The sequence below is a fragment of the Burkholderia anthinoferrum genome (assembly GCF_002925705.1).
GTDB lineage: Bacteria > Pseudomonadota > Gammaproteobacteria > Burkholderiales > Burkholderiaceae > Burkholderia > Burkholderia semiarida.
Genome location: NZ_LFZP01000044.1, coordinates 150,579 through 175,098, shown reverse-complemented (window position 1 = coordinate 175,098; position 24,520 = coordinate 150,579). Strand labels below are relative to the sequence as shown.

20 protein-coding genes are annotated in these 24,520 nt (G+C 67.1%); 19 read left to right on the top strand and 1 reads right to left on the bottom strand.

What is annotated here, in order from left to right; translation table 11 throughout:
- Window positions 1-152: 152 nt before the first annotated feature.
- From mraZ to lpxC, 17 genes are all read left to right on the top strand, one after another.
- Window positions 153-581 (top strand): division/cell wall cluster transcriptional repressor MraZ, encoded by a 429-nt coding sequence (gene mraZ, locus C5F75_RS16465; RefSeq protein ID WP_006487094.1) that lies wholly within the window; start codon window positions 153-155, stop codon window positions 579-581.
- Window positions 582-604: 23 nt separating this feature from the next.
- Window positions 605-1,546, top strand: coding sequence for a 16S rRNA (cytosine(1402)-N(4))-methyltransferase RsmH (gene rsmH / locus C5F75_RS16460; protein WP_059581194.1), 942 nt, complete (start codon window positions 605-607; stop codon window positions 1,544-1,546).
- Entirely contained in the window at window positions 1,543-1,884 is a 342-nt protein-coding gene (ftsL, locus tag C5F75_RS16455) for a cell division protein FtsL (protein ID WP_059580826.1), read from the top strand. The genes rsmH and ftsL overlap by 4 nt, the downstream gene beginning before the upstream one ends.
- A complete protein-coding gene (locus C5F75_RS16450; protein ID WP_059580829.1) occupies window positions 1,881-3,728 on the top strand; it encodes a peptidoglycan D,D-transpeptidase FtsI family protein in 1,848 nt (615 codons plus the stop codon). Before ftsL ends, C5F75_RS16450 begins: the two co-directional genes overlap by 4 nt.
- Complete coding sequence (locus C5F75_RS16445; RefSeq protein WP_059580831.1) at window positions 3,725-5,263, top strand: UDP-N-acetylmuramoyl-L-alanyl-D-glutamate--2,6-diaminopimelate ligase; 1,539 nt, start codon at window positions 3,725-3,727, stop codon at window positions 5,261-5,263. The genes C5F75_RS16450 and C5F75_RS16445 overlap by 4 nt, the downstream gene beginning before the upstream one ends.
- On the top strand, window positions 5,260-6,666 hold the full coding sequence (locus tag C5F75_RS16440; RefSeq protein WP_059580834.1) for a UDP-N-acetylmuramoyl-tripeptide--D-alanyl-D-alanine ligase: 1,407 nt from the start codon (window positions 5,260-5,262) through the stop codon (window positions 6,664-6,666). The genes C5F75_RS16445 and C5F75_RS16440 overlap by 4 nt, the downstream gene beginning before the upstream one ends.
- 16 nt (window positions 6,667-6,682) lie before the next feature.
- Window positions 6,683-7,852, top strand: coding sequence for a phospho-N-acetylmuramoyl-pentapeptide-transferase (gene mraY / locus C5F75_RS16435; RefSeq protein WP_006477019.1), 1,170 nt, complete (start codon window positions 6,683-6,685; stop codon window positions 7,850-7,852).
- A gap of 28 nt (window positions 7,853-7,880) precedes the next feature.
- The gene (gene murD / locus C5F75_RS16430; protein WP_059608821.1) at window positions 7,881-9,389 is read left to right on the top strand and encodes a UDP-N-acetylmuramoyl-L-alanine--D-glutamate ligase; all 1,509 of its coding nucleotides are present in this window, start codon (window positions 7,881-7,883) and stop codon (window positions 9,387-9,389) included.
- A complete protein-coding gene (gene ftsW, locus C5F75_RS16425; protein WP_059580840.1) occupies window positions 9,386-10,669 on the top strand; it encodes a putative lipid II flippase FtsW in 1,284 nt (427 codons plus the stop codon). The genes murD and ftsW overlap by 4 nt, the downstream gene beginning before the upstream one ends.
- Window positions 10,670-10,790: 121 nt before the next feature.
- Window positions 10,791-11,894 (top strand): undecaprenyldiphospho-muramoylpentapeptide beta-N-acetylglucosaminyltransferase, encoded by a 1,104-nt coding sequence (murG, locus tag C5F75_RS16420; RefSeq protein ID WP_059580842.1) that lies wholly within the window; start codon window positions 10,791-10,793, stop codon window positions 11,892-11,894.
- Complete coding sequence (gene murC / locus C5F75_RS16415) at window positions 11,891-13,288, top strand: UDP-N-acetylmuramate--L-alanine ligase (RefSeq protein ID WP_059580845.1); 1,398 nt, start codon at window positions 11,891-11,893, stop codon at window positions 13,286-13,288. The genes murG and murC overlap by 4 nt, the downstream gene beginning before the upstream one ends.
- Before the next feature lie 84 nt (window positions 13,289-13,372).
- Complete coding sequence (locus C5F75_RS16410; RefSeq protein WP_034206326.1) at window positions 13,373-14,314, top strand: D-alanine--D-alanine ligase; 942 nt, start codon at window positions 13,373-13,375, stop codon at window positions 14,312-14,314.
- Between the two features lie 19 nt (window positions 14,315-14,333).
- On the top strand, window positions 14,334-15,086 hold the full coding sequence (locus C5F75_RS16405; RefSeq protein ID WP_034186356.1) for a cell division protein FtsQ/DivIB: 753 nt from the start codon (window positions 14,334-14,336) through the stop codon (window positions 15,084-15,086).
- Window positions 15,087-15,112: 26 nt separating this feature from the next.
- Window positions 15,113-16,345, top strand: a complete 1,233-nt coding sequence (gene ftsA, locus C5F75_RS16400; protein WP_006487138.1) for a cell division protein FtsA — start codon at window positions 15,113-15,115, stop codon at window positions 16,343-16,345.
- Between the two features lie 116 nt (window positions 16,346-16,461).
- Window positions 16,462-17,658 (top strand): cell division protein FtsZ, encoded by a 1,197-nt coding sequence (gene ftsZ / locus C5F75_RS16395; protein WP_021159911.1) that lies wholly within the window; start codon window positions 16,462-16,464, stop codon window positions 17,656-17,658.
- A 188-nt stretch (window positions 17,659-17,846) separates the two neighbouring features.
- Entirely contained in the window at window positions 17,847-18,353 is a 507-nt protein-coding gene (locus C5F75_RS16390; RefSeq protein ID WP_059580848.1) for a peroxiredoxin, read from the top strand.
- A 240-nt stretch (window positions 18,354-18,593) separates the two neighbouring features.
- Entirely contained in the window at window positions 18,594-19,511 is a 918-nt protein-coding gene (gene lpxC, locus C5F75_RS16385; RefSeq protein WP_059580853.1) for a UDP-3-O-acyl-N-acetylglucosamine deacetylase, read from the top strand.
- A gap of 80 nt (window positions 19,512-19,591) precedes the next feature.
- Here the strand turns inward: lpxC and C5F75_RS16380 are convergent, their stop codons facing one another.
- Entirely contained in the window at window positions 19,592-20,068 is a 477-nt protein-coding gene (locus C5F75_RS16380) for a DUF721 domain-containing protein (RefSeq protein WP_059580855.1), read from the bottom strand.
- Between the two features lie 256 nt (window positions 20,069-20,324).
- Here C5F75_RS16380 and secA point away from each other — a divergent pair, with 256 nt between their 5' ends.
- Both secA and argJ read left to right on the top strand, forming a co-directional pair.
- Window positions 20,325-23,123, top strand: a complete 2,799-nt coding sequence (secA, locus tag C5F75_RS16375) for a preprotein translocase subunit SecA (protein WP_059580857.1) — start codon at window positions 20,325-20,327, stop codon at window positions 23,121-23,123.
- 144 nt (window positions 23,124-23,267) lie between these two features.
- On the top strand, window positions 23,268-24,509 hold the full coding sequence (gene argJ, locus C5F75_RS16370) for a bifunctional glutamate N-acetyltransferase/amino-acid acetyltransferase ArgJ (protein WP_104012453.1): 1,242 nt from the start codon (window positions 23,268-23,270) through the stop codon (window positions 24,507-24,509).
- The last annotated feature ends 11 nt before the right edge of the window (window positions 24,510-24,520 follow it).

The window sequence follows — 24,520 nt, the reverse complement described above, 5'->3', positions numbered from 1 at the left end:
AAAAGCGGGCCGCTCCCTTGACCGTGCCACACCCTTCCACTAAAGTGGGAGACAGTGTGAGAAAGTGTATTTTTGTGTGATTTAGCAGGCTGTTCCGGCTAAATTCTCAGCATTGAGCGGGTGCTTCGGTGCCCTGAACGGGAGAGCGGAAAGTGTTCCAAGGGGCGTCGGCGCTGACGCTCGATGCGAAAGGGCGGATGTCGGTGCCGGCTCGCTATCGCGAAGCGCTGCAAGGACAGGCAGAAGGACGGGTGACTGTGACCAAGCACCCGGACGGCTGCCTGTTGCTGTTTCCGCGCCCCGAATGGGAAGTGTTCCGCGCCAAGATCGCCGCGCTGCCGATGGACGCGCACTGGTGGCGGCGAATTTTTCTCGGCAATGCGATGGATGTCGATCTCGACAGCGCGGGCCGGATTCTCGTATCGCCCGAGCTGCGCATGGCAGCCGGACTGGAAAAGGAAGTCATGTTGTTGGGAATGGGTAGTCACTTCGAGCTGTGGGATTCGCAGACCTACAACGCGAAGGAGCAGGCAGCGATGGCGCAGGGCATGCCCGACGCGCTGAAGAATTTCACGTTCTGATTGCGGTGACGGAGACGCCCGCGATGGGAAATGAATTGCGGCATCGGACGGTGCTGTTGGATGAGGCGGTCGAGTCGCTCGTGACGCGGCCGGACGGCGTGTATGTCGACGGCACGTTCGGGCGCGGCGGTCACAGCCGCGCGGTGCTCGCGCGGCTGGCGGCGGCCGGGCGGCTGATCGCGTTCGACAAGGATCCGAGGGCGATCGAGACGGCGCAGGGCATCGAGGATGCGCGCTTCTCGATCGTGCATGACAGCTTTGCATCGATGCGCGACGCGCTTGCGGCGCGCGGCGTCGAGAAGGTGTCGGGGGTGTTGCTGGACCTGGGCGTGTCCTCGCCGCAGGTGGACGATCCGGCGCGCGGCTTCAGTTTCCGCGCCGATGGTCCGCTGGACATGCGAATGGATCCGACGCGTGGCGAGTCGGCGGCCGAATGGCTCGCGCGGGCTTCGGTGCAGGAATTGACGGAGGTGATACGGGATTATGGGGAAGAACGGTTTGCTTTTCAGATTGCAAAGGCGCTTGTTGCTCGCCGGGCAGAGTCCGACCGTCTTGGGCCTCTCGACACCACGGGCGAGCTTGCCCAAATCGTGGGTCACGTCGTCAAAACCCGTGAGAAGGGCAAGGATCCGGCAACCCGCACCTTTCAGGCTATACGGATTCACGTCAATCAAGAGCTTGCGGACCTGCAAGTCGTACTAGACGCGGCACTGTCGTTGCTGGAGCAAGGGGGGCGGCTGGTGGTCATCAGCTTTCATTCACTCGAGGACCGGATCGTCAAGCGATTCATGCAGGCGCACGCGAGTGCGCCTGCGGTCGATCGTCGCCTGCCGATCCGTGCCGTCGATCTCCCGAGCCCGCCGCTCAAGATCATCAGCCGCCAGTTTCCGAGCGACGCGGAAGTCGCCGCGAATCCGCGCGCCCGCTCGGCCGTGATGCGCATCGCGGAGCGCGTCACACCATGAGCCGCCTCAATATCTTCCTGCTGATCATCGTGATGGGTTGCGCGCTGTCGGTCGTCAACTCGACGAACCAGCAACGCCAGATCTTCATCCAGCTGCAGCGCGCGCAGTCGCAGGAGCGTCAGCTCCAGCAGGACTACGCGCAGCTTCAATATCAGCAGAGCGCGCTGTCGAAGACGTCGCGCATCGAGCAGCTCGCGAACGATTCGCTGAAGATGCAGGCGATCTCGACGGGCCGCACGCAATACCTGACGCTGCCGCCGGGCGCCGCGAAGGCGATCGACGCGCCGATCCCGGCGTCGGCCGACACGGCCGGCAAGGGCAAGGGAGGCGCGCGATGAAGCCGTCCCCGAAGCGCCAGAACGTGAAGTTCTCGTCGAGCCCGGTGCTGGGCGTGCATCTGCCGATGTGGCGCTCGAAGCTCGTCGTGTTCCTGCTGTTCATGGCGTTCGTCGCGCTGGCCGCGCGGGCGTTCTGGATCCAGGGGCCCGGCAACGCGTTCTATCAGAAGCAGGGCGAAAGCCGCTACCAGCGCACGATCGAACTGCCCGCGACGCGCGGCAAGATCCTCGACCGCAACGGGCTCGTGCTCGCGACGAGCCTGCCCGTGCGCGCGATCTGGGCGATTCCCGACGCGGTGCCGGACGATCTCGACGCCGACAAGATCAACCAGCTCGGCAAGCTCCTCGGCATGACGCCGAAGGAACTGCGCGTGAAGCTGTCGGAAGACAAGGGCTTCGTCTACGTGAAGCGCCAGGTGCCGATCGACGTCGCGGACAAGGTCGCCGCGCTCGACATTCCCGGCATCTATCAGCGCAACGAATACAAGCGCTTCTACCCGGAAGGCGAGATCACCGCTCACCTGATCGGGTTCACGAACGTCGAGGACGAAGGGCAGGAAGGCGTCGAGCTGGGCGACCAGAAGATGCTGTCCGGCACGTCGGGCATGCGTCGCGTGATCAAGGACCGGATGGGGCACATCGTCGAGGATGTCGCCGAGCAGATCCCGCCGCACAACGGCACCGACGTCGACCTGTCGATCGACAGCAAGATCCAGTACATCGCGTACGCGAACCTGAAGGCCGCCGTCGAGAAGTTCAAGGCGAAGGCCGGCGCGGCGATGGTCGTCGACGTGCGTACCGGCGAAGTGCTCGCGCTCGTCAACTATCCGACGTACAACCCGAACGACCGCTCGCGCATGACCGGCGAGCAGTTGCGCAACCGGATCATGACCGACGTGTTCGAGCCAGGCTCGATCATGAAGCCGTTTACGGTATCGCTCGCGCTCGACTTGCACCGCGTGACGCCGAACACGCTCGTCGAGACGGGCAACGGGCATTTCGTGCTCGACGGCGCGCCGATTACCGATGACGCCGGCTTCGGCACGCTGACGGTCGGCGGCGTGATCCAGAAGTCGAGCAACATCGGCGCGACGAAGATCGCGATGACGATGCGGCCCGAGGAAATGTGGAACATGTATACGAGCATCGGCCTCGGCCAGGCGCCGAAGGTCGGCTTCCCGGGCGCGGTGGCCGGCCGCCTGCGGCCGTGGAAGAGCTGGCGCCGCATCGAGCAGGCGACGATGTCGTACGGCTACGGCCTGTCGGTGTCGCTGTTCCAGCTCGCGCGGGCGTATACGGCGATCGCGCACGACGGCGAGCTGATGCCCGTGACCATTTTCAAGACCGACCCCAATCAGCCGATCGCGGGCACGCAGGTGTTCAACCCGACCACCGCGCGCGAAGTACGCGCGATGCTCGAGACGGTCGTCGCGCCGGGCGGCACGTCGCCGGATGCGGCCGTGCCGGGCTATCGCGTCGGCGGCAAGAGCGGCACCGCGTACAAGCACGAAGGCCACGGCTACACGCGCAAGTACCGCGCGTCGTTCGTCGGGATGGCGCCGATGCCGAACCCGCGCGTCGTGATCGCGGTGTCGGTCGACGAGCCGACGGCCGGCAGCCACTTCGGTGGCCAGGTGTCGGGCCCCGTATTCTCGGCGATCGCCGGCGACACGATGCGCGCGTTGAACGTCCCGCCGAACATGCCGATCAAGCAGCTCGTCGTGTCCGGCGATTCGCCGGATTCCGCCGCCGCAAAAGGCCCGCAAAAGCTGGCTACGGGGGGCGGCGCGAAGCATATGATCGTATCCAGCACGACCCGTAATTCACCAGGAGTTGTTCGATGAGCGCCGCCCGCAGTTCCCATCCGGCGCATCAGCAGATCGCAGCCGCGCTCGCGTGGCTGCGTCAGCATGTGGCCCCCGCGGCGCAACTGCATGCCGACACGCGCAGCCTCGAGGCTGGCGACGTGTTCGTCGCGTATGCGGTCGACGGGGCAGATAACCGCGCTTTCATGGCCGACGCCGTCGCACGCGGCGCGGCCGCCGTGCTGTATCAGCCGGAAGGGCTGGTCGACGCGCCGGCCGTACCCGTCGCGCTCGCGGTGCCGGCGCTCGATCAACTCGCCGGCGAGATCGCCAGCGGCTGGTACGGCGATCCGAGCGACAGCCTGCTCGCGATCGGTGTCACGGGCACGAACGGCAAGACGTCGTGCACGCAATGGATCGCCACCGCACTGACGGCGCTGCGCGAGCCGTGCGCGGTGATCGGCACGCTCGGCACCGGGATGCCCGGCCAGCTCGTGCCGACGGGCTTCACGACGCCCGACGCGCCGCAGCTGCAGCGCAGCCTCGCGCAATTGCGCGACGCGGGCGCGCAGGCCGTGGCGATGGAAGTATCGTCGCACGCGCTGCACCAGGGGCGCGTGAACGGAACGGCGTTCGACATCGCGGTGTTTACGAACCTCACGCAGGATCACCTCGACTATCACGGCACGTTCGACGCGTACGAGGCCGCGAAGGCGAAGCTGTTCGCATGGCGCGGCCTGCGCGCGGCGGTGATCAACCGCGACGACGCGGCAGGCCGCCGCCTGCTCGAGAAACTGGCCGGCCGCGTGCGCACGATCGCGTACGGAATCGGCGACGCACCGGCGCCCGACGCCGATCGCGCGCTGGTCGCGCTCGACGTGCGCGCCACCGCGACGGGTACCGCATTCCGCCTGCGTTCGTCGTGGGGCGACGCGGACGTCGAGGTCGGCACGCTCGGCACGTTCAACGTCAGCAACCTGCTTGCCGTGCTCGGTTCGCTGCTCGCGGCCGACGTGCCGTTCGACGCGGCACTCGCCGAGATCGAGCGGCTCGAGTCGGTCAACGGCCGGATGCAGCGGCTTGGCGGCCGGCTGCAGAACGACGAACCGCTCGTCGTGATCGACTACGCACACACGCCCGATGCGCTCGAAAAGACGCTCGATGCGCTGCGCCCGATCGCCGCGGCGCGCGGTGGCCGGCTGATCTGCATGTTCGGCTGCGGCGGCGATCGCGATGCGACGAAGCGCCCGCTGATGGGCGCGATCGTGGAGCGGCTTGCCGACGAAGCAGTCGTCACGAGCGACAACCCGCGCAGCGAAGATCCGCAGCGCATCATCGATCAGGTCGTCGCGGGCATGACCGCACCCGATCGCGCACGCCGTATCGAGGATCGCGCGAGCGCGATCCTGCAGGCCGTGCGCGGTGCCGCACGCGAGGACGTCGTCGTGCTGGCCGGCAAGGGCCACGAGGCCACGCAGGAAATCATGGGCAAGAAACGCGCATTCTCCGACCAGGACCACGCACGGCTCGCGCTCGCGGCGCGCGCGACGCACGGCAAGGGAGGCGCCGAATGACGATGCTCAGTCTCGGCGAAGCCGCCCGCCTGATTCCCGGCGCCACCGTCCACGGCGACGCGGGCGTCACGTTCGATCGCGTGTCGACCGACAGCCGCACGGTCGGCCCGGGCGACCTGTTCGTCGCGCTGAAGGGCGAGCGCTTCGACGCGCACGACTTTCTCGGCGACGTCGCCGCGCGCGGAGCGGCCGCGGCACTCGTCGCGCACGCGTCGGCGGGCATCGCGATGCCGATGATCGAAGGCGGCGAAACGCGTGCCGCGCTCGGCGCGCTCGCGCACGGCTGGCGGATGCGGTTCCCGCTGCCGCTCGTCGCGGTGACGGGCAGCAACGGCAAGACGACCGTCAAGGAAATGATCGCGTCGATCCTCGCGGCGGCGGTAGGCGCCGACGCGCGGCTCGCGACGGCCGGCAACCTGAACAACGATGTCGGCCTGCCGCTGACGCTGCTGCGCCTGTCGGCCGCGCATCGTCTCGCGGTGATCGAGATCGGCATGAACCACCCGGGCGAAACCGAAGTCCTCGCGCGTCTTACCGCGCCGACGGTCGCGCTCGTCAACAACGCGCAGCGCGAGCACCAGGAATTCATGGCGACGGTCGAAGCCGTCGCGCTCGAACACGCAGCCGTGATCCATGCGCTGCCGCCGGACGGCGTCGCGGTGTTCCCGGCCGACGACGCGTACGCAAGCATCTGGCGCGTCGCGGCGACCGGCAACCGGATCCTCGATTTCGCGCTGCACGACGCCGAACGGCAGAACGACGCGCAGGTCGTCGGTCGCCTGCACGGCGGCGAACTCGCGATCGACACGCCGGCGGGTGCCGTCACGGTGCGGCTGCGCGCGCTCGGCGAACACAACGCGCGCAACGCACTCGCCGCGACGGCCGCGGCGCTCGGCGCCGGCGTCGCGCTGTCGGCGATCCGGCAGGGGCTCGAATCGTTCGAACCGGTCAAGGGCCGGCTGCAGGTGAAGCAGGCGAGCGTCGGCAGCCTCGCCGGCTCGACGGTCGTCGACGATACGTACAACGCGAACCCGGATTCGATGCGCGCCGCGATCGACGTGCTCGCCGCGCATCCGGCGCCGCGCGTGCTGGTGATCGGCGACATGGGCGAGGTCGGCGACGAAGGGCCGGCCTTCCACCGCGAGATCGGCGCGTACGCGCGCGAACGCGGGATCGACGCGCTGTTCGCGCTCGGCGACGCATCGCGCGACGCGTGCACGGCCTACGGCGACACCGCACGCCATTTCGGCGACGTCGGCGCGCTCGTGTCGGCGCTGCTCGCGGCCGGTTACGGCGCGCAGGCGACGGTGCTCGTGAAGGGCTCGCGGTACATGAAGATGGAGCGCGTGGTCGACGCGCTGACGAACCAACCCGCGGCGGGCACGGTGCCCGCCGCACACTGAGTAGAAGGAAGGAAGCATGCTGCTGGCGCTGGCGCAATGGCTGCAAGGAGACGCAAGCTTTTTGCGCTTGTTCACGTACCTCACGTTCCGTGCGGTGATGGCCACCATCACCGCGCTCGGGATCGGGCTCGTGTGCGGACCGTGGGTGATCCGCAAGCTGACGCAAATGAAGGTCGGGCAGGCCGTGCGCAAGGACGGCCCGCAGACCCACCTCGTCAAGTCCGGCACGCCGACGATGGGCGGCGTGCTGATCCTGATCGGCATCGCGGTCGCGACGCTGCTGTGGGGCGACCTGACGAACCGTTTCATCTGGATCGTGATGCTCGTCACGTTCGGTTTCGGCGTGATCGGCTGGGTCGACGATTACCGCAAGGTCGTCCACAAGGACCCGCGCGGGATGTCGTCGCGCGAGAAGTATTTCTGGCAGTCGGTGATCGGACTGTTCGCGGCCGTCTATCTCGCGTTCAGCGTGTCCGAGGCGAACAACGTGCGCGTGTTCGACCTGTTCATGGCGTGGGTGAGGAGCGGCCTGTCGATGGGGCTGCCGGCGCGCGCCGACCTGATGCTGCCGTTCCTGAAGTCGATCAGCTACCCGCTCGGCGTGTGGGGCTTCATCGTGCTGACCTACTTCGTGATCGTCGGCGCGAGCAACGCGGTGAACCTGACCGACGGCCTCGACGGCCTCGTGATCATGCCGGTCGTGCTGGTCGGCGCGTCGCTGGGTGTGTTCGCGTACGTGATGGGCAGCGCGGTCTATTCAAAATACCTGCTGTTTCCGCACATCCCCGGCGCGGGCGAACTGCTGATCTTCTGTTCCGCGATGGGCGGAGCCGGGCTCGCGTTCCTCTGGTACAACACGCACCCCGCGCAGGTGTTCATGGGCGACGTCGGCGCGCTGGCGCTGGGCGGCGCGCTCGGCACGGTCGCGGTGATCGTGCGCCAGGAAATCGTGCTGTTCATCATGGGCGGCATCTTCGTCGCGGAAACGCTGTCGGTGATGCTGCAGGTGTCGTGGTTCAAGTACACGAAGAAGCGTTATGGCGAAGGCCGGCGCCTGCTGAAGATGGCGCCGCTGCATCACCATTTCGAATTGTCCGGCTGGAAGGAAACGCAGGTGGTCGTGCGTTTCTGGATCATCACGCTGATGCTGTGCCTGTTCGGTCTGACCACCCTCAAGCTGCGGTAAAGGAAAGGTAACAAGGATGTCTGGCGAGATGTTTGGAGATCGGCAACGGCCGATGGTGCTCGTACTGGGGCTCGGGGAATCGGGTCTTGCGATCGCGCGATGGTGCGCGAGGCACGGGTGCCGGCTGCGTATTGCCGATACCCGCGAGGCGCCGCCGAACCTTGCCGCGCTGCAGGCCGAAGGCATCGACGCGGAATTCGTCGGCGGGGCGTTCACGCCCGCGCTGCTCGACGGCGGCGTCGAGATCGTCGGGCTGAGCCCCGGGCTGTCGCCGCTGGAGCCGGCGCTCGCGGCGCTGGTCGCGGCCGCGAACGAGCGCGGCATCGCGGTATGGGGCGAGCTGGAATTCTTCGCGCAGGCGCTGCGCGCGCTCGGCACGAGCGGCTACCAGCCGAAGGTGCTCGCGATTACCGGCACCAACGGCAAGACCACGACGACGAGCCTCACGGGCCTGCTGTGCCAGCGCTCGGGCAAGAAGGTCGCCGTCGCGGGCAACATCAGCCCGGCGATGCTCGACCGGCTCGCGAGCGCGATCGACGAAACCGCGTTGCCGGACGTCTGGGTGCTCGAACTGTCGAGCTTCCAGCTCGAGACCGCACGCACGTTCGCGCCCGATGCGGCCGCGATCCTCAACATCACGCAGGACCACCTCGACTGGCACGGCAGCTTCGACGCGTACGCGCAGGCAAAGGGCCGGATCTTCGGCGCGACGACGACGCGCGTGCTGAACCGCGACGACGCGGCCGTGATGAAGTTCGCGCCGGCAGCCGGCGCGGCCGACGCGCCGCGCACGGTCACGTTCGGCCTGAACGAGCCGACGCAGGACGGCGACTACGGGCTGTCGCGCGACAACGGCATCGCGTGGCTGGTGGAGGCCGTCGATCGCGACGCGCCGGATGAGGCGACGACCCGCCGGCGCAAGCGCGACGCCGCGCACACGCCCGACATCGCGCAGAAGCGCCTGATGCCGGTCGACGCGCTGCGCATCCGCGGGCTGCACAACGCGGCGAACGCGCTGGCCGCGTTTGCGCTCGCTCGCGCGATCGATCTGCCGGCCGCGCCGCTGCTGCACGCGCTGCGCGAATACCGCGGCGAAGCGCATCGCGTCGAAGTGATCGCGACGATCGACGACGTCGACTACGTCGACGACAGCAAGGGGACGAACGTCGGCGCGACGGTGGCCGCGCTCGACGGGCTCGCGCAGAAGACCGTGCTGATCGCGGGCGGCGACGGCAAGGGGCAGGATTTCGCGCCGCTCGTCGCGCCGGTCGCGCGCTGGTGCCGCGCGGTGATGCTGATCGGCCGCGACGCGCCGGCGCTGCGCGACACGCTCGCCGAAACGGGCGTGCCGCTCGCCGACCACGCGACGCTCGAAGGCGCCGTGCACGCGGCGGCCGAGCTGGCCGAGCCTGGCGATGCGGTGCTGCTGTCGCCCGCGTGCGCGAGCCTCGACATGTTCAGGAACTACGCCCATCGTGCGGAAGTGTTCCGCGCGGCGGTCGACGCCATCGCCATCGACAAAGGAGCGACGCCATGAGCTGGTCCGATCGCCTCGTCTCCCGTTTCAACGACCGACGCGACACCGGCGGCAACGCCGCGGGCGGCCGCGTCGCATCGGCCACGCGCGCCGCGACGGGCGGCCTCGCCAGCGTCGTCAACGGCGTGCGTCCGACCCGTTCGCGGATGCTCGATTTCGACTATTCGCTGCTGTGGGTCGCGATCGCGCTGCTCGGGCTCGGCGTCGTGATGGTGTATTCGGCGTCGATCGCGATGCCCGATTCGCCAAAATACGCGTCGTATCACGATTACGCGTTCCTGATGCGCCACTGCGTGTCGCTCGGCGTCGCGTTCGGCGCGGCGGTGATCGCGTTCCGCGTGCCGGTGTCGACCTGGGATAAATACGCGCCGCATCTTTTCCTGATCGCGCTCGTCGGCCTCGTGATCGTGCTGATTCCGCACGTCGGCAAGGGCGTGAACGGTGCGCGCCGCTGGATTCCGCTCGGCATCACGAACATGCAGCCATCGGAAATCATGAAGCTCGCGGTGACGATTTACGCGGCGAACTACACGGTGCGCAAGCAGGAATACATGCAGAGTTTCGCGAAGGGCTTCCTGCCGATGGCCTTCGCGGTCGGTCTCGTCGGCGCGCTGCTGCTGCTCGAGCCCGACATGGGCGCGTTCATGGTGGTCGCCGCGATCGCGATGGGCGTGCTGTTCCTCGGCGGCGTGAACGGCAAGCTGTTCGGCGGCCTCGTCGCGACGGCGGTCGGCACGTTCACGATGCTCGTGTGGCTGTCGCCGTGGCGTCGCGAGCGGATCTTCGCGTATCTCGATCCGTGGGACGAACGCTACGCGCAGGGCAAGGCCTACCAGCTCACGCACTCGCTGATCGCGTTCGGCCGCGGCGAATGGTTCGGCGTCGGTCTCGGCGGTAGCGTCGAGAAGCTGAACTACCTGCCGGAAGCGCATACCGACTTCATCCTCGCGGTGATCGGCGAGGAGCTCGGTTTCATCGGCGTGCTGGTCGTGATTCTGCTGTTCTACTGGATCGTGCGCCGCGCGTTCGAGATCGGCCGCCAGGCGCTCGCGCTCGATCGCACGTTCGCGGGCCTGATGGCGAAGGGCATCGGCATCTGGTTCGGCGCGCAGACGTTCATCAACATGGGCGTGAACCTTGGGCTGCTGCCGACCAAGGGCCTGACGCTGCCGCTCGTGAGCTACGGCGGTTCGGGCATTTTGCTGAACTGCGTCGCGCTCGCGGTGCTGCTGCGGGTCGATTACGAAAATCGCGTACTGATGCGGGGAGGGAAGGTATGACCTCCCCGCGTCAGTACGCGATTTCGGTGAAGGCTAACTTCGTGCGCGAAGCGCGCGAAGTTAAGCGAAGCGGCCGTAGCCAAAACATGCGTTCATTCTTGCTGATGCGGGGAGGGAAGGTATGACCGCGTCGCAACGCACGCTGATGGTGATGGCAGGCGGCACCGGGGGCCACGTGTTCCCGGGGCTCGCGGTCGCGCACCGGATGGAAGCGGCGGGCTGGCGCGTCGTATGGCTCGGCAATCCGGCCGGGATGGAAGCGACGCTCGTGCCGAAGCACGGCATTCCGATGGAGTACGTGCGGTTCGGCGGGCTGCGCGGCAAGGGCCTGAAGACCAAGCTGACGCTGCCGGTCAACCTGCTGCGCGCATGCTGGCAGAGCCTCGGCGCGCTGCGCCGCGTGCGGCCGGACGTCGTGCTCGGGATGGGCGGCTACATCACGTTCCCGGCGGGTGTGATGACCGCGCTGTCGGGGCGTCCGCTCGTGCTGCATGAACAGAATTCGATCGCGGGCCTGACGAACAAGGTGCTCGCGAAACTCGCGAAGCGCGTGCTCGTCGCGTTCCCCGGCGCGCTGCCGCACGCGGAATGGACGGGCAACCCGATTCGCGCGGAACTTGCGCACACCGAGCCGCCCCAGGCGCGCTATGCGTCGCGCAGCGGCCCGCTGAACGTGCTGGTCGTCGGCGGCAGCCTCGGGGCGGCCGCGCTGAACGAAGTCGTGCCGCGCGCGCTGGCGCTGCTGGCGCCGGGCGAGCGCCCGCGCGTCGTGCACCAGGCCGGCGTGAAGCACATCGATGCATTGAAGGCGAATTACGAAGCGGCCGGTTTCGCGGCCGGCGAAGACGTGCGGCTCGTGCCGTTCATCGACGACATGGCGGCCGCGTATGCGGCGGCGGATCTGGTGATCTGCCGGTCGGGCGCGATGACGGTGTCGGAGATCGCGGCGGTGGGCGTGGCGGCGCTATTCGTGCCGTTCCCGTACGCGGTCGACGATCACCAGACGACCAACGCCGCGTTCCTCGCCGATGCCGGTGCGGCCGTGCTGGTGCAACAACGCGACCTGTCGGCGGAACTGCTCGCCGACTGGCTGCGCGGCCAGTCGCGGGCATCGCTCGCGGAGATGGCGGAACGTTCGCGCTCGCTCGCGAAGCCCGAGGCCACCGACGAAGTCGCGCGTGTGTGCGCGAAGGCGGCCGGCGCGAACCTGGAACAACTGCAATGAAACACATCGTCAAACACATTCATTTCGTCGGGATCGGCGGCGCGGGCATGAGCGGCATCGCCGAAGTGCTCGTCAACCTCGGCTACGCGGTCAGCGGCTCGGACCTGTCGCGCAACGCGGTGACCGATCGCCTCGCGGCGCTGGGCGCGCGGATCGCGATCGGCCACGACGCGGCGAACATCGAGGGCGCGAACGCGGTCGTCGTGTCGACGGCCGTGCGTTCGGACAATCCGGAAGTGCTGGCCGCTCGCCACCAGGGCGTGCCGATCGTGCAGCGCGCGGTGATGCTGGCGGAACTGATGCGCCTGAAGCAGGGCATCGCGATCGCCGGCACGCACGGCAAGACCACGACGACGAGCCTCGTCGCGAGCGTGCTCGCGGCGGGCGGGCTGGACCCGACGTTCGTGATCGGCGGCCGGCTGATCAGCGCCGGCGCGAATGCACGGCTCGGCACGGGCGACTTCATCGTCGCCGAGGCCGACGAGTCGGACGCGTCGTTCCTGAATCTGTATCCGGTGATCGAAGTCATCACGAACATCGACGCCGACCACATGGACACCTACGGCCACGATTTCGCGCGGCTCAAGCAGGCGTTCATCGAGTTCACGCAGCGCCTGCCGTTCTACGGCAGCGCGGTGGTGTGCGTCGACGATCCGAACGTGCGGCAGATCATTCCGTTCATTTCGAAGCCGGTCGTGCGCTACGGCCTGTCGCCGGACGCGCAGGTGCGCGCGGAGGACATCGACGCGCGCGACGGCCGGATGCATTTCAACGTGATCCGCGAAGGTCGCGCGCCGCTCGCGGTGGTGCTGAACATGCCCGGCCTGCACAACGTGCAGAACGCACTCGCGGCGATCGCGATCGCGACCGATCTCGGCGTGTCGGACGACGCGATCCAGCTGGCGCTGGCGGAATTCAACGGCGTCGGCCGGCGCTTCCAGCGTTACGGCGAAGTGCCGAGCGCGGACGGCGGCCAGTACACGCTGATCGACGACTACGGCCATCACCCGGTCGAGATGGCCGCAACGATCGCGGCCGCGCGCGGTGCGTTCCCGGGCCGCCGCCTCGTGCTGGCGTTCCAGCCGCACCGCTACACGCGCACGCGCGACTGCTTCGACGATTTCGTCAACGTGCTGTCGACGGTCGATGCGCTGGTGCTGACGGAAGTCTACGCGGCCGGCGAGGCCGCGATCCCGACGGCCAGCGGCGACGCGCTGTCGCGTGCGCTGCGCGCGGCGGGCAAGGTCGACCCGGTGTTCGTCGCGACGGTCGACGACGTGCCGGACGCATTGGCGAAAGTCGCGCAGAACGGCGACGTGGTGATCACGATGGGCGCGGGTTCGATCGGCGGCGTGCCGGCGAAGCTCGTGCAACACACTGAACAGAAGGCATGACATGAAACGACTCCCACGCTTACTTCGTTCGCTGCCCCCCGCGGGGGCGGTCAGCCTCCTTGGGGCGGCCCGGCGGAGGTCGGCATGAGCGGAATCGATCCGAAACGCTTCGGCAAGGTGGCGGTGTTGTTCGGCGGCGAATCCGCCGAGCGCGAGGTGTCGCTCACCTCGGGCCGCCTCGTGCTGCAGGGCCTGCGTGACGCGGGCGTCGACGCGCATCCGTTCGACCCGGCCGAGCGGCCGCTGTCGGCGCTGAAGGACGAAGGCTTCGTGCGCGCGTTCAACGCGCTGCACGGCGGCTACGGCGAGAACGGCCAGATCCAGGGCGCGCTCGATTTCTACGGGATCCGCTACACGGGCAGCGGCGTGCTCGGGTCGGCGCTCGGCCTCGACAAGTTCCGCACGAAGCTCGTGTGGCAGCAGACGGGCGTGCCGACGCCGCCGTTCGAGACGGTGATGCGCGGCGACGATCTGGCCGCGCGCGCGACCGACATTGTCGCGAAGCTCGGCCTGCCGCTGTTCGTGAAGCCGGCGAGCGAAGGCTCGAGCGTCGCGGTCCTGAAGGTGAAGACGGCCGACGCGCTGCCGGCCGCGCTCGCGGAAGCCGCGACGCACGACAAGATCGTGATCGTGGAGAAGAGCATCGAAGGCGGCGGCGAATACACCGCGTGCATCGCCGGCGATCTCGACCTGCCGCTGATCAAGATCGTGCCGGCGGGCGAGTTCTACGACTACCACGCGAAGTACGTCGCCGACGATACGCAGTACCTGATCCCGTGCGGCCTGCCGGCGCAACAGGAGGCGGAATTGAAGCGCATCGCGCGCCGCGCGTTCGACGTGCTCGGCTGCACCGACTGGGGCCGTGCGGATTTCATGCTCGACGCGGCCGGCAATGCGTATTTCCTGGAAGTGAACACGGCCCCCGGGATGACCGACCACTCGCTGCCGCCGAAGGCCGCGCGCGCGGTCGGCATCGGCTATTCGGAGCTGGTCGTGAAGGTGTTGTCGCTCACGCTCAACGACTGACGCAGGAACGGAACGACGTATGTGGAACAACGTTCGCCAACTCAACCTTGCCGCCAGCGCGCTGTACGCGCTGCTGCTGCTCGTGTTGGCGGCGGCCGGCTGCTACTGGCTGATCCAGCGCCCGACGTTCGCGCTGCGGGAAATCCGGATCGACGGCGACACCGAGCACATCAACTCGCCGACAGTGCGCGCGGGCGTGGTCGGCCGGCTCAAGGGCAATTTCTTCACGGTCGATCTCGATGCGGCGCGTGCCGCGTTCGAGCAGATGCCGTGGGTGCGTCACGCGAGCGTGCGCCGGGTGTGGCCGAATGCGCTGGCTGTCACGCTCGAGGAGTACAAGCCGCTCGGGACCTGGGGCAGCGATCAGCTGGTGAGCGTCGACGGCGAGCTGTTCACCGCGAACCAGGGCGAGCTGGAGCAGGAACTGCCGGCGTTCGACGGCCCGGAAGGCAGTGCGAAGGAAGTCGTCACGCGGTATCGCGACTTCGGGAAATGGTTTGCGCCGCTGAAGGCGGCGCCGGAAGAAGTGACGCTGTCGGCGCGGTACGCGTGGACGGTGAAGCTGTCGAACGGCATGCAGGTCGAGCTGGGCAAGGAACGCAACAGCGACACGCTGCATGACCGGAGCCAGCGCCTGGTGGCCGCGTGGCCGGCCGTCACGGAGCGTTGGGGCAACGACATCGAGTACGCGGATCTGCGTTATCCGAACGGATTCGCGATTCGCGCGGCAGGCATGCGGTTCCTCACCGATACCGACAAGCGCAAGAAGTAACGAGAGATCACACGCAAGAGCACTTTATGAGCAAAGACTACAAGGATCTGCTGGTTTCCCTCGACATCGGCACGTCGAAGGTAGTGGCCATCGTCGCCGAGCTGAAAGGCGAGGGCCACTACGAGGTGATCGGTCTCGGCCAGAGCGAGTCGAAGGGTCTGAAGAAAGGTGTGGTGGTCAACATCGAGGCCACCGTGCAGTCGATCCAGCGCGCGCTCGAGGAAGCCGAGCTGATGGCCGACTGCAAGATCACCAACGTGTTTACGGGGATCGCGGGCAGCCATATCCGCAGCTTCAACTCGAGCGGGATGGTCGCGATCAAGGACAAGGAGGTCACGCAGACGGACGTCGCGCGCGTGATCGAGACCGCGAAGGCGATCAACATCCCGACCGACCAGCAGGTGCTGCACATCCTCACGCAGGAATTCATCATCGACGGCCAGGAAGACGTGCGCGAGCCGATCGGGATGAGCGGCATCCGGCTGGAAGTGAAGGTGCACATCGTGACGGGCGCGGTGAGCGCCGCGCAGAACATCGTCAAGTGCGTGCGCCGCTGCGGGCTGGAAGTGAACGACCTGATCCTGCAGCCGCTCGCGTCGTCGCTGGCGGTGCTGACGGAAGACGAGAAGGATCTCGGCGTGGTGCTGGTCGACATCGGCGGCGGCACGACGGACATCGCGATCTTCGCCGAAGGCGCGATCCGCCACACAGCGGTGATTCCGATCGCCGGCGACCAGATCACGAGCGACATCGCGATGGCGCTGCGCACGCCGACGCCGGATGCGGAAGACATCAAGGTCGGCTACGGGATCGCGAAGCAGGCGCTCGCCGATCCGGACGAAATGGTCGAAGTGCCGGGCCTCGGCGAACGCGGCCCGCGCACGCTGTCGCGCCAGGCGCTCGCGGCCGTGATCGAGCCGCGCGTCGAGGAACTGTTCTCGCTCGTGCAGCAGGTCGTGCGCGAGTCCGGTTACGAAGAACTCCTGAGCTCCGGCGTGGTCATTACCGGCGGCGCGTCGATGATGCCGGGCATGGTCGAGCTCGGCGAAGACATTTTCCTGAAACCGGTGCGCATCGGCGCGCCGGAATATGCAGGCGGCCTCTCCGACGTCGTGCGCAATCCGCGCTACTCGACGGCGATGGGGTTGCTCGTCGAAGGCAGTGCGCAGCGCATGCGCGGCCGCAAGGTCGCCGTGCAGTCCGGCAACGCCGGGCAGGTGTTCTCGCGGATGAAGGAGTGGTTCCTGAGCAACTTCTGACGAGTCGAACCGAATCGAAATTCGCGCTGGTGCCGGCGGCTGGCGCGCGACAGGGGGTTGCCCGATCTCCTGCCGAATAACGGCCGAGTAGCAGTCATTCTCTTGACGGAGGCAACATGGAATTCGAAATGCTGGAAACCGAGACCAACGGCACCATCATCAAGGTGGTCGGCGTTGGCGGCGCTGGCGGCAATGCCGTCCAGCACATGATCAACCGCGGCGTGCAGGGCGTCGATTTCATCGTGATGAACACGGACGCCCAGGCGCTGTCGCGTTCGCGCGCATCGTCGGTGATCCAGCTCGGCAACACGGGTCTTGGCGCCGGTGCGAAGCCGGAAATGGGCCGTGCGGCAGCGGAAGAGGCGCGTGAGCGCATCGCCGACGCACTGCGCGGCGCGCACATGGTATTCATCACGGCCGGCATGGGTGGCGGCACGGGCACGGGCGCGGCGCCGGTGGTCGCGCAGATCGCGAAGGAGATGGGCATTCTGACGGTCGGTGTCGTCAGCAAGCCGTTCGAGTTCGAAGGCGGCAAGCGCATGCGCGTCGCCGAAGCAGGCTCGCAGCAACTGGAGGATCACGTCGACTCGCTGATCGTCGTGCTGAACGACAAGCTGTTCGACGTGATGGGCGACGACGCCGAGATGGACAAGTGCTTCCAGTGCGCGGACGACGTGTTGAACAACGCGGTGGCGGGTATCGCGGAAATCATCAACGTCGACGGCCTCGTGAACGTCGACTTCGAGGACGTGAAGACGGTGATGGGCGAGCAGGGCAAGGCGATGATGGGCACGGCGACGGTCGCCGGCGTCGATCGCGCGCGCCTCGCGGCGGAACAGGCCGTGGCGAGCCCGCTGCTCGAAGGCGTCGATCTGTCGGGCGCGCGCGGCGTGCTGGTCAACATCACGTCGAGCCGTTCGCTGCGCCTGTCGGAAACGCGCGAAGTGATGAACACGATCAAGAGCTACGCGGCGGAAGATGCGACGGTGATCTTCGGTGCGGTGTACGACGACGCGATGGGCGATGCGTTGCGCGTGACGGTCGTGGCGACGGGTCTGGGCCGTGCGGCGAAGAAGCAGCAGTCGGCACCGATGACGCTGCTGCGCACGGGTACGGACAACCAGCCGGTCAGCGCGGTGTCGCACGGCTATGCGCCGGCGCATCACGTCAGCACGGCCGACTACGGCGCGCTCGATACGCCGGCGGTGTGGCGCAACTCGCGCGAAACCGCGGCATCGCACGTGCAGGCGCTGCAGGAGAAGGGGGTCGACACGTACGACATCCCGGCTTTCCTGCGCAAGCAGGCTGACTGACGCAAACACAGGCGAAGCCGCGGCGACACCGCCGCGGTATCGCCGGCGTGACGGATGCCACGGACCACGACAGGCCGCGTCGGATGCGACGCCGGGCCGGGAAAGGTGCCCTCTTCGCTTGAGCGGAGCGGGATGGGCCGTGCTGTCCGCGACACGCTGAAAAACCGTATCGCTATGAGGGACCAGCCATGATTCAAGTGGGCGACGCGCTGCCCGACGCGCAATTGTTCGAGTTCGTCGACGACGCGCGCGAAGGGTGCACGCTGGGGCCGAATGCCTTCAGCGTGCGCGACCAGGTTGCGGGAAAGCGGGTGGTGATCTTCGGATTGCCGGGCGCGTTCACGCCGACCTGCTCGGCGCAGCATGTGCCGGGCTACGTCGAGCACGCCGAGCAACTGCGCGCGGCGGGTATCGACGAGATCTGGTGCGTGTCCGTCAACGACGCATTCGTGATGGGCGCATGGGGACGTGATCTGCACACCGCGGGCAAGGTGCGCATGATGGCGGACGGCAGCGCGGCTTTCACTCATGCGCTGGGGCTGACGCAGGATTTGTCCGCGCGTGGCATGGGAATTCGTTCCCTGCGCTACGCGATGGTGATCGACGGCGGTGTGGTCAAGACGCTGGCCGTCGAGGCGCCGGGCAAATTCGAAGTGAGCGATGCGGCGAGTGTGCTCGCGACGTTGACGTCCTGATCGTGCGGCGCGCCGTTGCCTTCCGGCAACGCTGCTCGCCGGCCTCAGGGCAGTTGTAACACGGGTCGATGACCGGAAACGCCTCCGTTCCGGGCATCGGCCCGTCCCGTATCGGCGCGGGTAAACAGTCGAAACAGATTGATACGCAGTTTCAGACAGCGTTGAATTGGGAATTACGCTATAATCGCGCCTATCGAATATAACTCCTGATTGATATCCTCAATCAAGACGAAGAAGACCATGTTGAAGCAGCGCACCATCAAATCCATCGTGAAGACCGTCGGTATCGGTCTCCACTCGGGCCGCAAGGTCGAACTGACGCTCCGTCCGGCCGCGCCGGGCACGGGTATCGTGTTCTCGCGCGTCGACCTGCCCACGCCCGTCGATATTCCGGCCTCCGCGATGTCGATCGGCGACACGCGGCTCGCGTCGGTGCTGCAGAAGGATGGCGCGCGCGTGTCGACGGTCGAGCACCTGATGTCGGCGTGCGCCGGCCTCGGCATCGACAACCTCTATGTCGACGTGACGGCCGAGGAAATCCCGATCATGGACGGCAGCGCCGCGTCCTTCGTGTTCCTGATTCAATCCGCCGGCATCGAAGAGCAGAACGCGCCGAAGCGCTTCATCCAGGTGAAGAAGCCGGTCGAAATTCGCGATGGCGACAAGTTCGCGCGTCTCGATCCGTATTTCGGCTTCAAGCTGAAGTTCACGATCGACTTCCGTCACCCGGCCGTCGACAAGACCGGCCAGGAGTTGGAGGTCGATTTCGCGAATACGTCGTACGTACGCGAGATCGCGCGCGCGCGCACGTTCGGTTTTGCCCATGAAGTCGAAATGATGCGCGAGCTGGGTCTCGCCCGCGGCGGCAGCATGGACAACGCGATCGTGCTCGACGAGTACCGGATCCTGAACAACGACGGGCTGCGCTACGACGACGAGTTCGTGAAGCACAAGATGCTCGACGCGATCGGCGACCTGTACGTGATCGGCCACCCGCTGCTGGCGTCGTACACCGCGTACAAGTCGGGCCACGGGCTGAACAACGCGTTGCTGCGCGAGCTGCTCGCGCACGAAGACGCGTACGAGATCGTGACGTTCGACGATCCGCAGGCGGCGCCGAAGGGGTTCGCGTTCGACGCGCAGACGGCCTTCGCGTGAGCTGCGTTCAGTGCAAGCGATAAAAAAGCGACCCTCGGGTCGCTTTTTTATTGGCTGGCCGCCGCCTGCGGCCCTGGCGATCAACGCGGCTTCGCGCCGTGCCGTGCCGCCATCCGCGCGAGCGCCGCCTGCAGCGGCGACGGTTCGAGGTGATCGGCGAGGTCGCGCAACGCGGCGGCGCCGGCCGAGGTCATCCGCGCCTGCTTCACATGTGGCGGTTCGGGCGCGTCCTTCGGCCGCACGCGCACCCGTAGCGTCGTCACCGGCCAGCCGCGCTTCTGGAGATCGCCGAGCAGCCGCATTTCGACCTGCCGCAGCCGTGCTGCCAGCGCATTGTGTGCGGCAAAGAGGGTCAGGGTGCCGTCCTTGATGAAGCCCGGTTCGACGTGATTCGCCAGATAATCGGGCAGGCACGCGCCGAGGTCGCGCTGCAGCGACGCGATCTGCTCGACGCCGGCGCGCAACGCCGCGAACGCGTCGGTGCGGCCGAGCACTTCGGACACGGGTTGCGGACGATAGGCGGCGAGCGGGCCGAAACGCTTGGAAAATCGGTTCATCGAGGCATTCTTCGAGCGCGTACGCGCGCGGACGTTGCAGCCGATTGTACTCGCGCCGGCTCGCGCACGCGCGGCTTTCGCCCCTGTCCGCCCGGCCCCGGCGCGCGATGGCCGTCCGGCCGGGACGCGGGCGCATGCGTCCCCGCGTGCTAAAATTCGACGTTTGAGTCCACTAATTCGCTAAGCCGCCGAGGCTCGGGCGCCGGGGCGCGCAACACGCGCCGGGCGCCGGTGCTGCGACGCAGGATCCGATCCGATGACAACCGGTTTTCTCCAGAAAATTTTTGGCAGCCGCAACCAGCGGCTCGTCAAGCAATACCAAAAGACCGTCGCGACGATCAATGCGCTCGAAACGCAGATCGAGAAGCTGACGGACGACCAGTTGCGCGGCAAGACGGACGAATTCCGCCAGCGGGTCGCGGCCGGCGAGTCGCTCGACAAGCTGCTGCCCGAAGCGTTCGCGGTCTGTCGCGAGGCAAGCCGCCGCGTGCTGAAGATGCGCCACTTCGACGTGCAGCTGATCGGCGGCATGGTGCTCCACTACGGCAAGATCGCGGAAATGCGCACCGGCGAGGGCAAGACGCTCGTCGCGACGCTGCCCGTGTACCTGAATGCGCTGGCCGGCCGCGGCGTGCACGTCGTGACCGTCAACGACTACCTCGCGCAGCGCGATGCCGAGTGGATGGCGCGCCTCTACAACTTCCTCGGTCTGTCGGTCGGCATCAACCTGTCCGGCATGGAGCACGACCAGAAGCAGCAGGCGTACGCGGCGGACATCACGTACGGCACGAACAACGAATTCGGCTTCGACTACCTGCGCGACAACATGGTCTACGAGACCGACGCGCGCGTGCAGCGGGCGCTGAATTTTGCCGTCGTCGACGAAGTGGACTCGATCCTGATCGACGAAGCGCGTACGCCGCTGATCATTTCGGGTCAGGCCGAGGATCACACCGAGCTGTACGTGCGGATGAACGCACTGCCGCCGCTGCTCGAGCGCCAGATCGGCGAAGAGAAGGCCGACGGCACGGGCGTCGAGAAGCCGGGTGACTACACGCTCGACGAAAAGTCGCGCCAGGTGTTCCTGACGGAATCGGGCCACGAGAAGGCCGAGCGCTTGCTCGCCGAATGGGGCCTGATCGGCGAGGGCGAGAGCCTGTACGCGCCGCAGAACATCACGCTGATGCACCACGTGTACGCGGCGCTGCGCGCCCACACGTTGTTCCACAAGGATCAGCACTACGTCGTGCAGAACGGCGAAGTGGTGATCGTCGACGAATTCACGGGCCGCCTGATGGCCGGCCGCCGCTGGTCCGACGGCCTGCACCAGGCGGTCGAGGCGAAGGAGCACGTGAAGATCCAGAGCGAGAACCAGACGCTCGCGTCGATCACGTTCCAGAACTACTTCCGGATGTACGCGAAGCTGGCCGGCATGACCGGTACCGCGGACACCGAAGCGTACGAATTCAACGAGATCTACGGCCTCGAGACGGTCGTGATCCCGACCAACCGCCCGCCGAAGCGGATCGACAAGCAGGACCAGATCTACAAGACGGCCAAGGAGCGCTACGACGCGGTGATCCGCGACATTCGCGACTGCTACGAGCGCGGCCAGCCGGTGCTGGTCGGCACGACGTCGATCGAGAACTCCGAACTGCTGTCGCACCTGCTGAAGCAGGCGGGGCTGCCGCACGAAGTGCTGAACGCGAAGCAGCACGAGCGTGAAGCGGCGATCGTCGCGGAAGCCGGCCGTCCGAAGCGCATCACGATCGCGACCAACATGGCCGGCCGCGGTACCGACATCGTGCTCGGCGGCAACGCGGAGAAGCAGGCGGCGTTCATCGAGGCCGACGATTCGATTCCGGCCGACGAGAAGGCACGCCGCATCAAGCAGCTTCACGACGAGTGGGAAACGCTGCACGAGGAGGTGAAGGCCGCAGGCGGCCTGCACATCATCGGCACCGAGCGCCACGAATCGCGCCGGATCGACAACCAGCTGCGCGGCCGTGCGGGCCGTCAGGGCGACCCCGGCTCGTCGCGCTTCTACCTGTCGCTCGACGATCCGCTGCTGCGCATTTTCGCGGGCGACCGCGTGCGCTCGATCATGGATCGCCTGAAGATGCCGGAAGGCGAGGCGATCGAGGCCGGCATCGTCACGCGGTCGATCGAATCGGCGCAGCGCAAGGTCGAGGCGCGCAACTTCGACATCCGCAAGCAGCTGCTCGAATACGACGACGTGTCGAACGACCAGCGCAAGGTGATCTACCAGCAGCGCAACGAACTGCTCGAAGCGCACGACATCACCGAGACGATCACCGCGATGCGTCACGGGGTGATCACCGAAGTCGTCCGCCAGTTCGTGCCGGAAGGCAGCATCGAGGAGCAGTGGGACGTGCCGGAGCTCGAGGAAGCGCTGCGCAACGACTGGCAGCTCGATCTCGCGATCCAGGAAATGGTGAACGAGTCGTCGTCGATCACGGCCGACGAGATCCTCGACGCCGTGACGACGGCCGCCGACGAACAGTACGAGGCGAAGGTCGCGATGGTCGGCCGCGAATCGTTCAGCGCGTTCGAGCGCTCGGTGATGCTGCAGACGGTCGACCGCCTGTGGCGCGAGCACCTCGCGGCGCTCGACCACCTGCGCCAGGGTATTCATCTGCGCGGCTACGCGCAGAAGAACCCGAAGCAGGAGTACAAGCGCGAGGCGTTCGAACTGTTCGCCGCGATGCTCGACGCGATCAAGCAGGAAGTCACGCGCATCGTGATGAACGTGCAGATCCAGTCGCCGGAGCAGCTCGAGGAAGCCGCCGAGCAGATCGAGGAGCGCAGCGGTCATCTCGAGAACGTCGAATACCAGCATGCCGATTACGCGGACGCCGGCGCGCCGGTGGCGAACGTCACGGCAGCCGCGGCGGCCACGGCGACGGCCGACATGGTCGGCAGCGCGATGACGCACAGCGGGCCCGGCGGCGAAATGCCGAAGGTCGGCCGCAACGATCCGTGCCCGTGCGGCAGCGGCAAGAAGTACAAGCAATGTCACGGGAAGCTGTCATGATCGGCGGCGGCGCGCATCACGCGCGCCGCGTCGTTCGCAGCTTCCAGTCAGTGACGTGAGTTGTGGCGGCCCGCGCGTGCGGCCGCCGGTTCTTCCAATCGATGCCGGCACGTGCCGGCATTTTCCATCCGGCAGGTGTGCCCCATGGCTGTCAATTTTCCGTCGATCGATCCCGCCCAGCTCCATCCCGTCGCCGGCGTCACGCTCGGCTGGGCGGAAGCGAACATCCGCAAGCCGAATCGCAAGGACGTGCTGGTCATCTCCGTCGATGAAGGCGCGACGGTCGCGGGCGTGTTCACCGAAAACCGTTTCTGCGCAGCGCCGGTCACCGTCTGCCGCGAGCACCTGGCGAAGGTGCGTGCCGGCGGCGCGGGCATTCGCGCGCTGGTCGTGAATACGGGCAATGCGAACGCGGGCACCGGCGAGCCGGGCCTCGTGAACGCACGCGAAACCTGCACGGAACTCGCCCGTCTGGCCGGCATCGAGCCGGCGCAGGTGCTGCCGTTCTCGACCGGCGTGATCCTCGAGCCGCTGCCGATCGATCGCCTGAAGGCCGGCCTGCCGGCCGCGCTCGCGAACCGCAAGGCCGCGAACTGGTTCGATGCCGCGCAGGCGATCATGACGACCGACACGCTGCCGAAGGCGACGTCGCGCCAGGTGACGATCGACGGCCACACGGTCACGCTGACGGGCATCAGCAAGGGCGCGGGCATGATCAAGCCGAACATGGCGACGATGCTCGGCTTCCTCGCGTTCGATGCGAACGTCGCGCAGCCGGTGCTCGACACGCTCGTGAAGGAAGTCGCCGACCGCTCGTTCAACTGCATCACGATCGACGGCGACACGTCCACGAACGACTCGTTCATCCTGATCGCGTCGGGCAAGAGTACGCTGCCGGCGATCACGTCGACCGATTCGCCCGCCTATGCGGCGCTGCGCGACGCGGTGACGGAAGTCGCGCAGGTGCTGTCGCAACTGATCGTGCGCGACGGCGAAGGCGCGACGAAGTTCATGACGGTGCAGGTCGAAGGCGGCAGGAGCGTCTCCGAATGCCGCCAGATCGCGTACGCGATCGGCCATTCGCCGCTCGTGAAGACCGCCTTCTACGCATCCGACCCCAACCTCGGCCGGATTCTCGCGGCGATCGGCTATGCGGGCGTCGCGGATCTCGACGTCGGCAAGATCGATCTTTATCTCGACGACGTGCTGGTCGCGAAGGCGGGCGGCCGCAATCCGGCCTACCAGGAAGAAGACGGCCAGCGCGTGATGAAGCAGAGCGAGATCACGATCCGCGTGCTGCTGGGGCGCGGCGATGCGCAGGCCACCGTCTGGACGTGCGACCTGTCGCACGATTACGTGAGCATCAACGCGGATTACCGCTCCTGATCGGGAGCGCT

Bases quoted from the DNA above. Each gene is read 5' to 3' on its own strand.
- rsmH (WP_059581194.1), top strand. From the start codon at position 605: ATGGGAAATGAATTGCGGCATCGGACGGTGCTGTTGGATGAGGCGGTC.
- ftsL (WP_059580826.1), top strand. From the start codon at position 1,543: ATGAGCCGCCTCAATATCTTCCTGCTGATCATCGTGATGGGTTGCGCG.
- C5F75_RS16450 (WP_059580829.1), top strand. From the start codon at position 1,881: ATGAAGCCGTCCCCGAAGCGCCAGAACGTGAAGTTCTCGTCGAGCCCG.
- C5F75_RS16445 (WP_059580831.1), top strand. From the start codon at position 3,725: ATGAGCGCCGCCCGCAGTTCCCATCCGGCGCATCAGCAGATCGCAGCC.
- C5F75_RS16440 (WP_059580834.1), top strand. From the start codon at position 5,260: ATGACGATGCTCAGTCTCGGCGAAGCCGCCCGCCTGATTCCCGGCGCC.
- mraY (WP_006477019.1), top strand. From the start codon at position 6,683: ATGCTGCTGGCGCTGGCGCAATGGCTGCAAGGAGACGCAAGCTTTTTG.
- murD (WP_059608821.1), top strand. From the start codon at position 7,881: ATGTTTGGAGATCGGCAACGGCCGATGGTGCTCGTACTGGGGCTCGGG.
- ftsW (WP_059580840.1), top strand. From the start codon at position 9,386: ATGAGCTGGTCCGATCGCCTCGTCTCCCGTTTCAACGACCGACGCGAC.
- murG (WP_059580842.1), top strand. From the start codon at position 10,791: ATGACCGCGTCGCAACGCACGCTGATGGTGATGGCAGGCGGCACCGGG.
- murC (WP_059580845.1), top strand. From the start codon at position 11,891: ATGAAACACATCGTCAAACACATTCATTTCGTCGGGATCGGCGGCGCG.
- C5F75_RS16410 (WP_034206326.1), top strand. From the start codon at position 13,373: ATGAGCGGAATCGATCCGAAACGCTTCGGCAAGGTGGCGGTGTTGTTC.
- C5F75_RS16405 (WP_034186356.1), top strand. From the start codon at position 14,334: ATGTGGAACAACGTTCGCCAACTCAACCTTGCCGCCAGCGCGCTGTAC.
- ftsA (WP_006487138.1), top strand. From the start codon at position 15,113: ATGAGCAAAGACTACAAGGATCTGCTGGTTTCCCTCGACATCGGCACG.
- ftsZ (WP_021159911.1), top strand. From the start codon at position 16,462: ATGGAATTCGAAATGCTGGAAACCGAGACCAACGGCACCATCATCAAG.
- C5F75_RS16390 (WP_059580848.1), top strand. From the start codon at position 17,847: ATGATTCAAGTGGGCGACGCGCTGCCCGACGCGCAATTGTTCGAGTTC.
- lpxC (WP_059580853.1), top strand. From the start codon at position 18,594: ATGTTGAAGCAGCGCACCATCAAATCCATCGTGAAGACCGTCGGTATC.
- C5F75_RS16380 (WP_059580855.1), bottom strand. From the start codon at position 20,068: ATGAACCGATTTTCCAAGCGTTTCGGCCCGCTCGCCGCCTATCGTCCG.
- secA (WP_059580857.1), top strand. From the start codon at position 20,325: ATGACAACCGGTTTTCTCCAGAAAATTTTTGGCAGCCGCAACCAGCGG.
- argJ (WP_104012453.1), top strand. From the start codon at position 23,268: ATGGCTGTCAATTTTCCGTCGATCGATCCCGCCCAGCTCCATCCCGTC.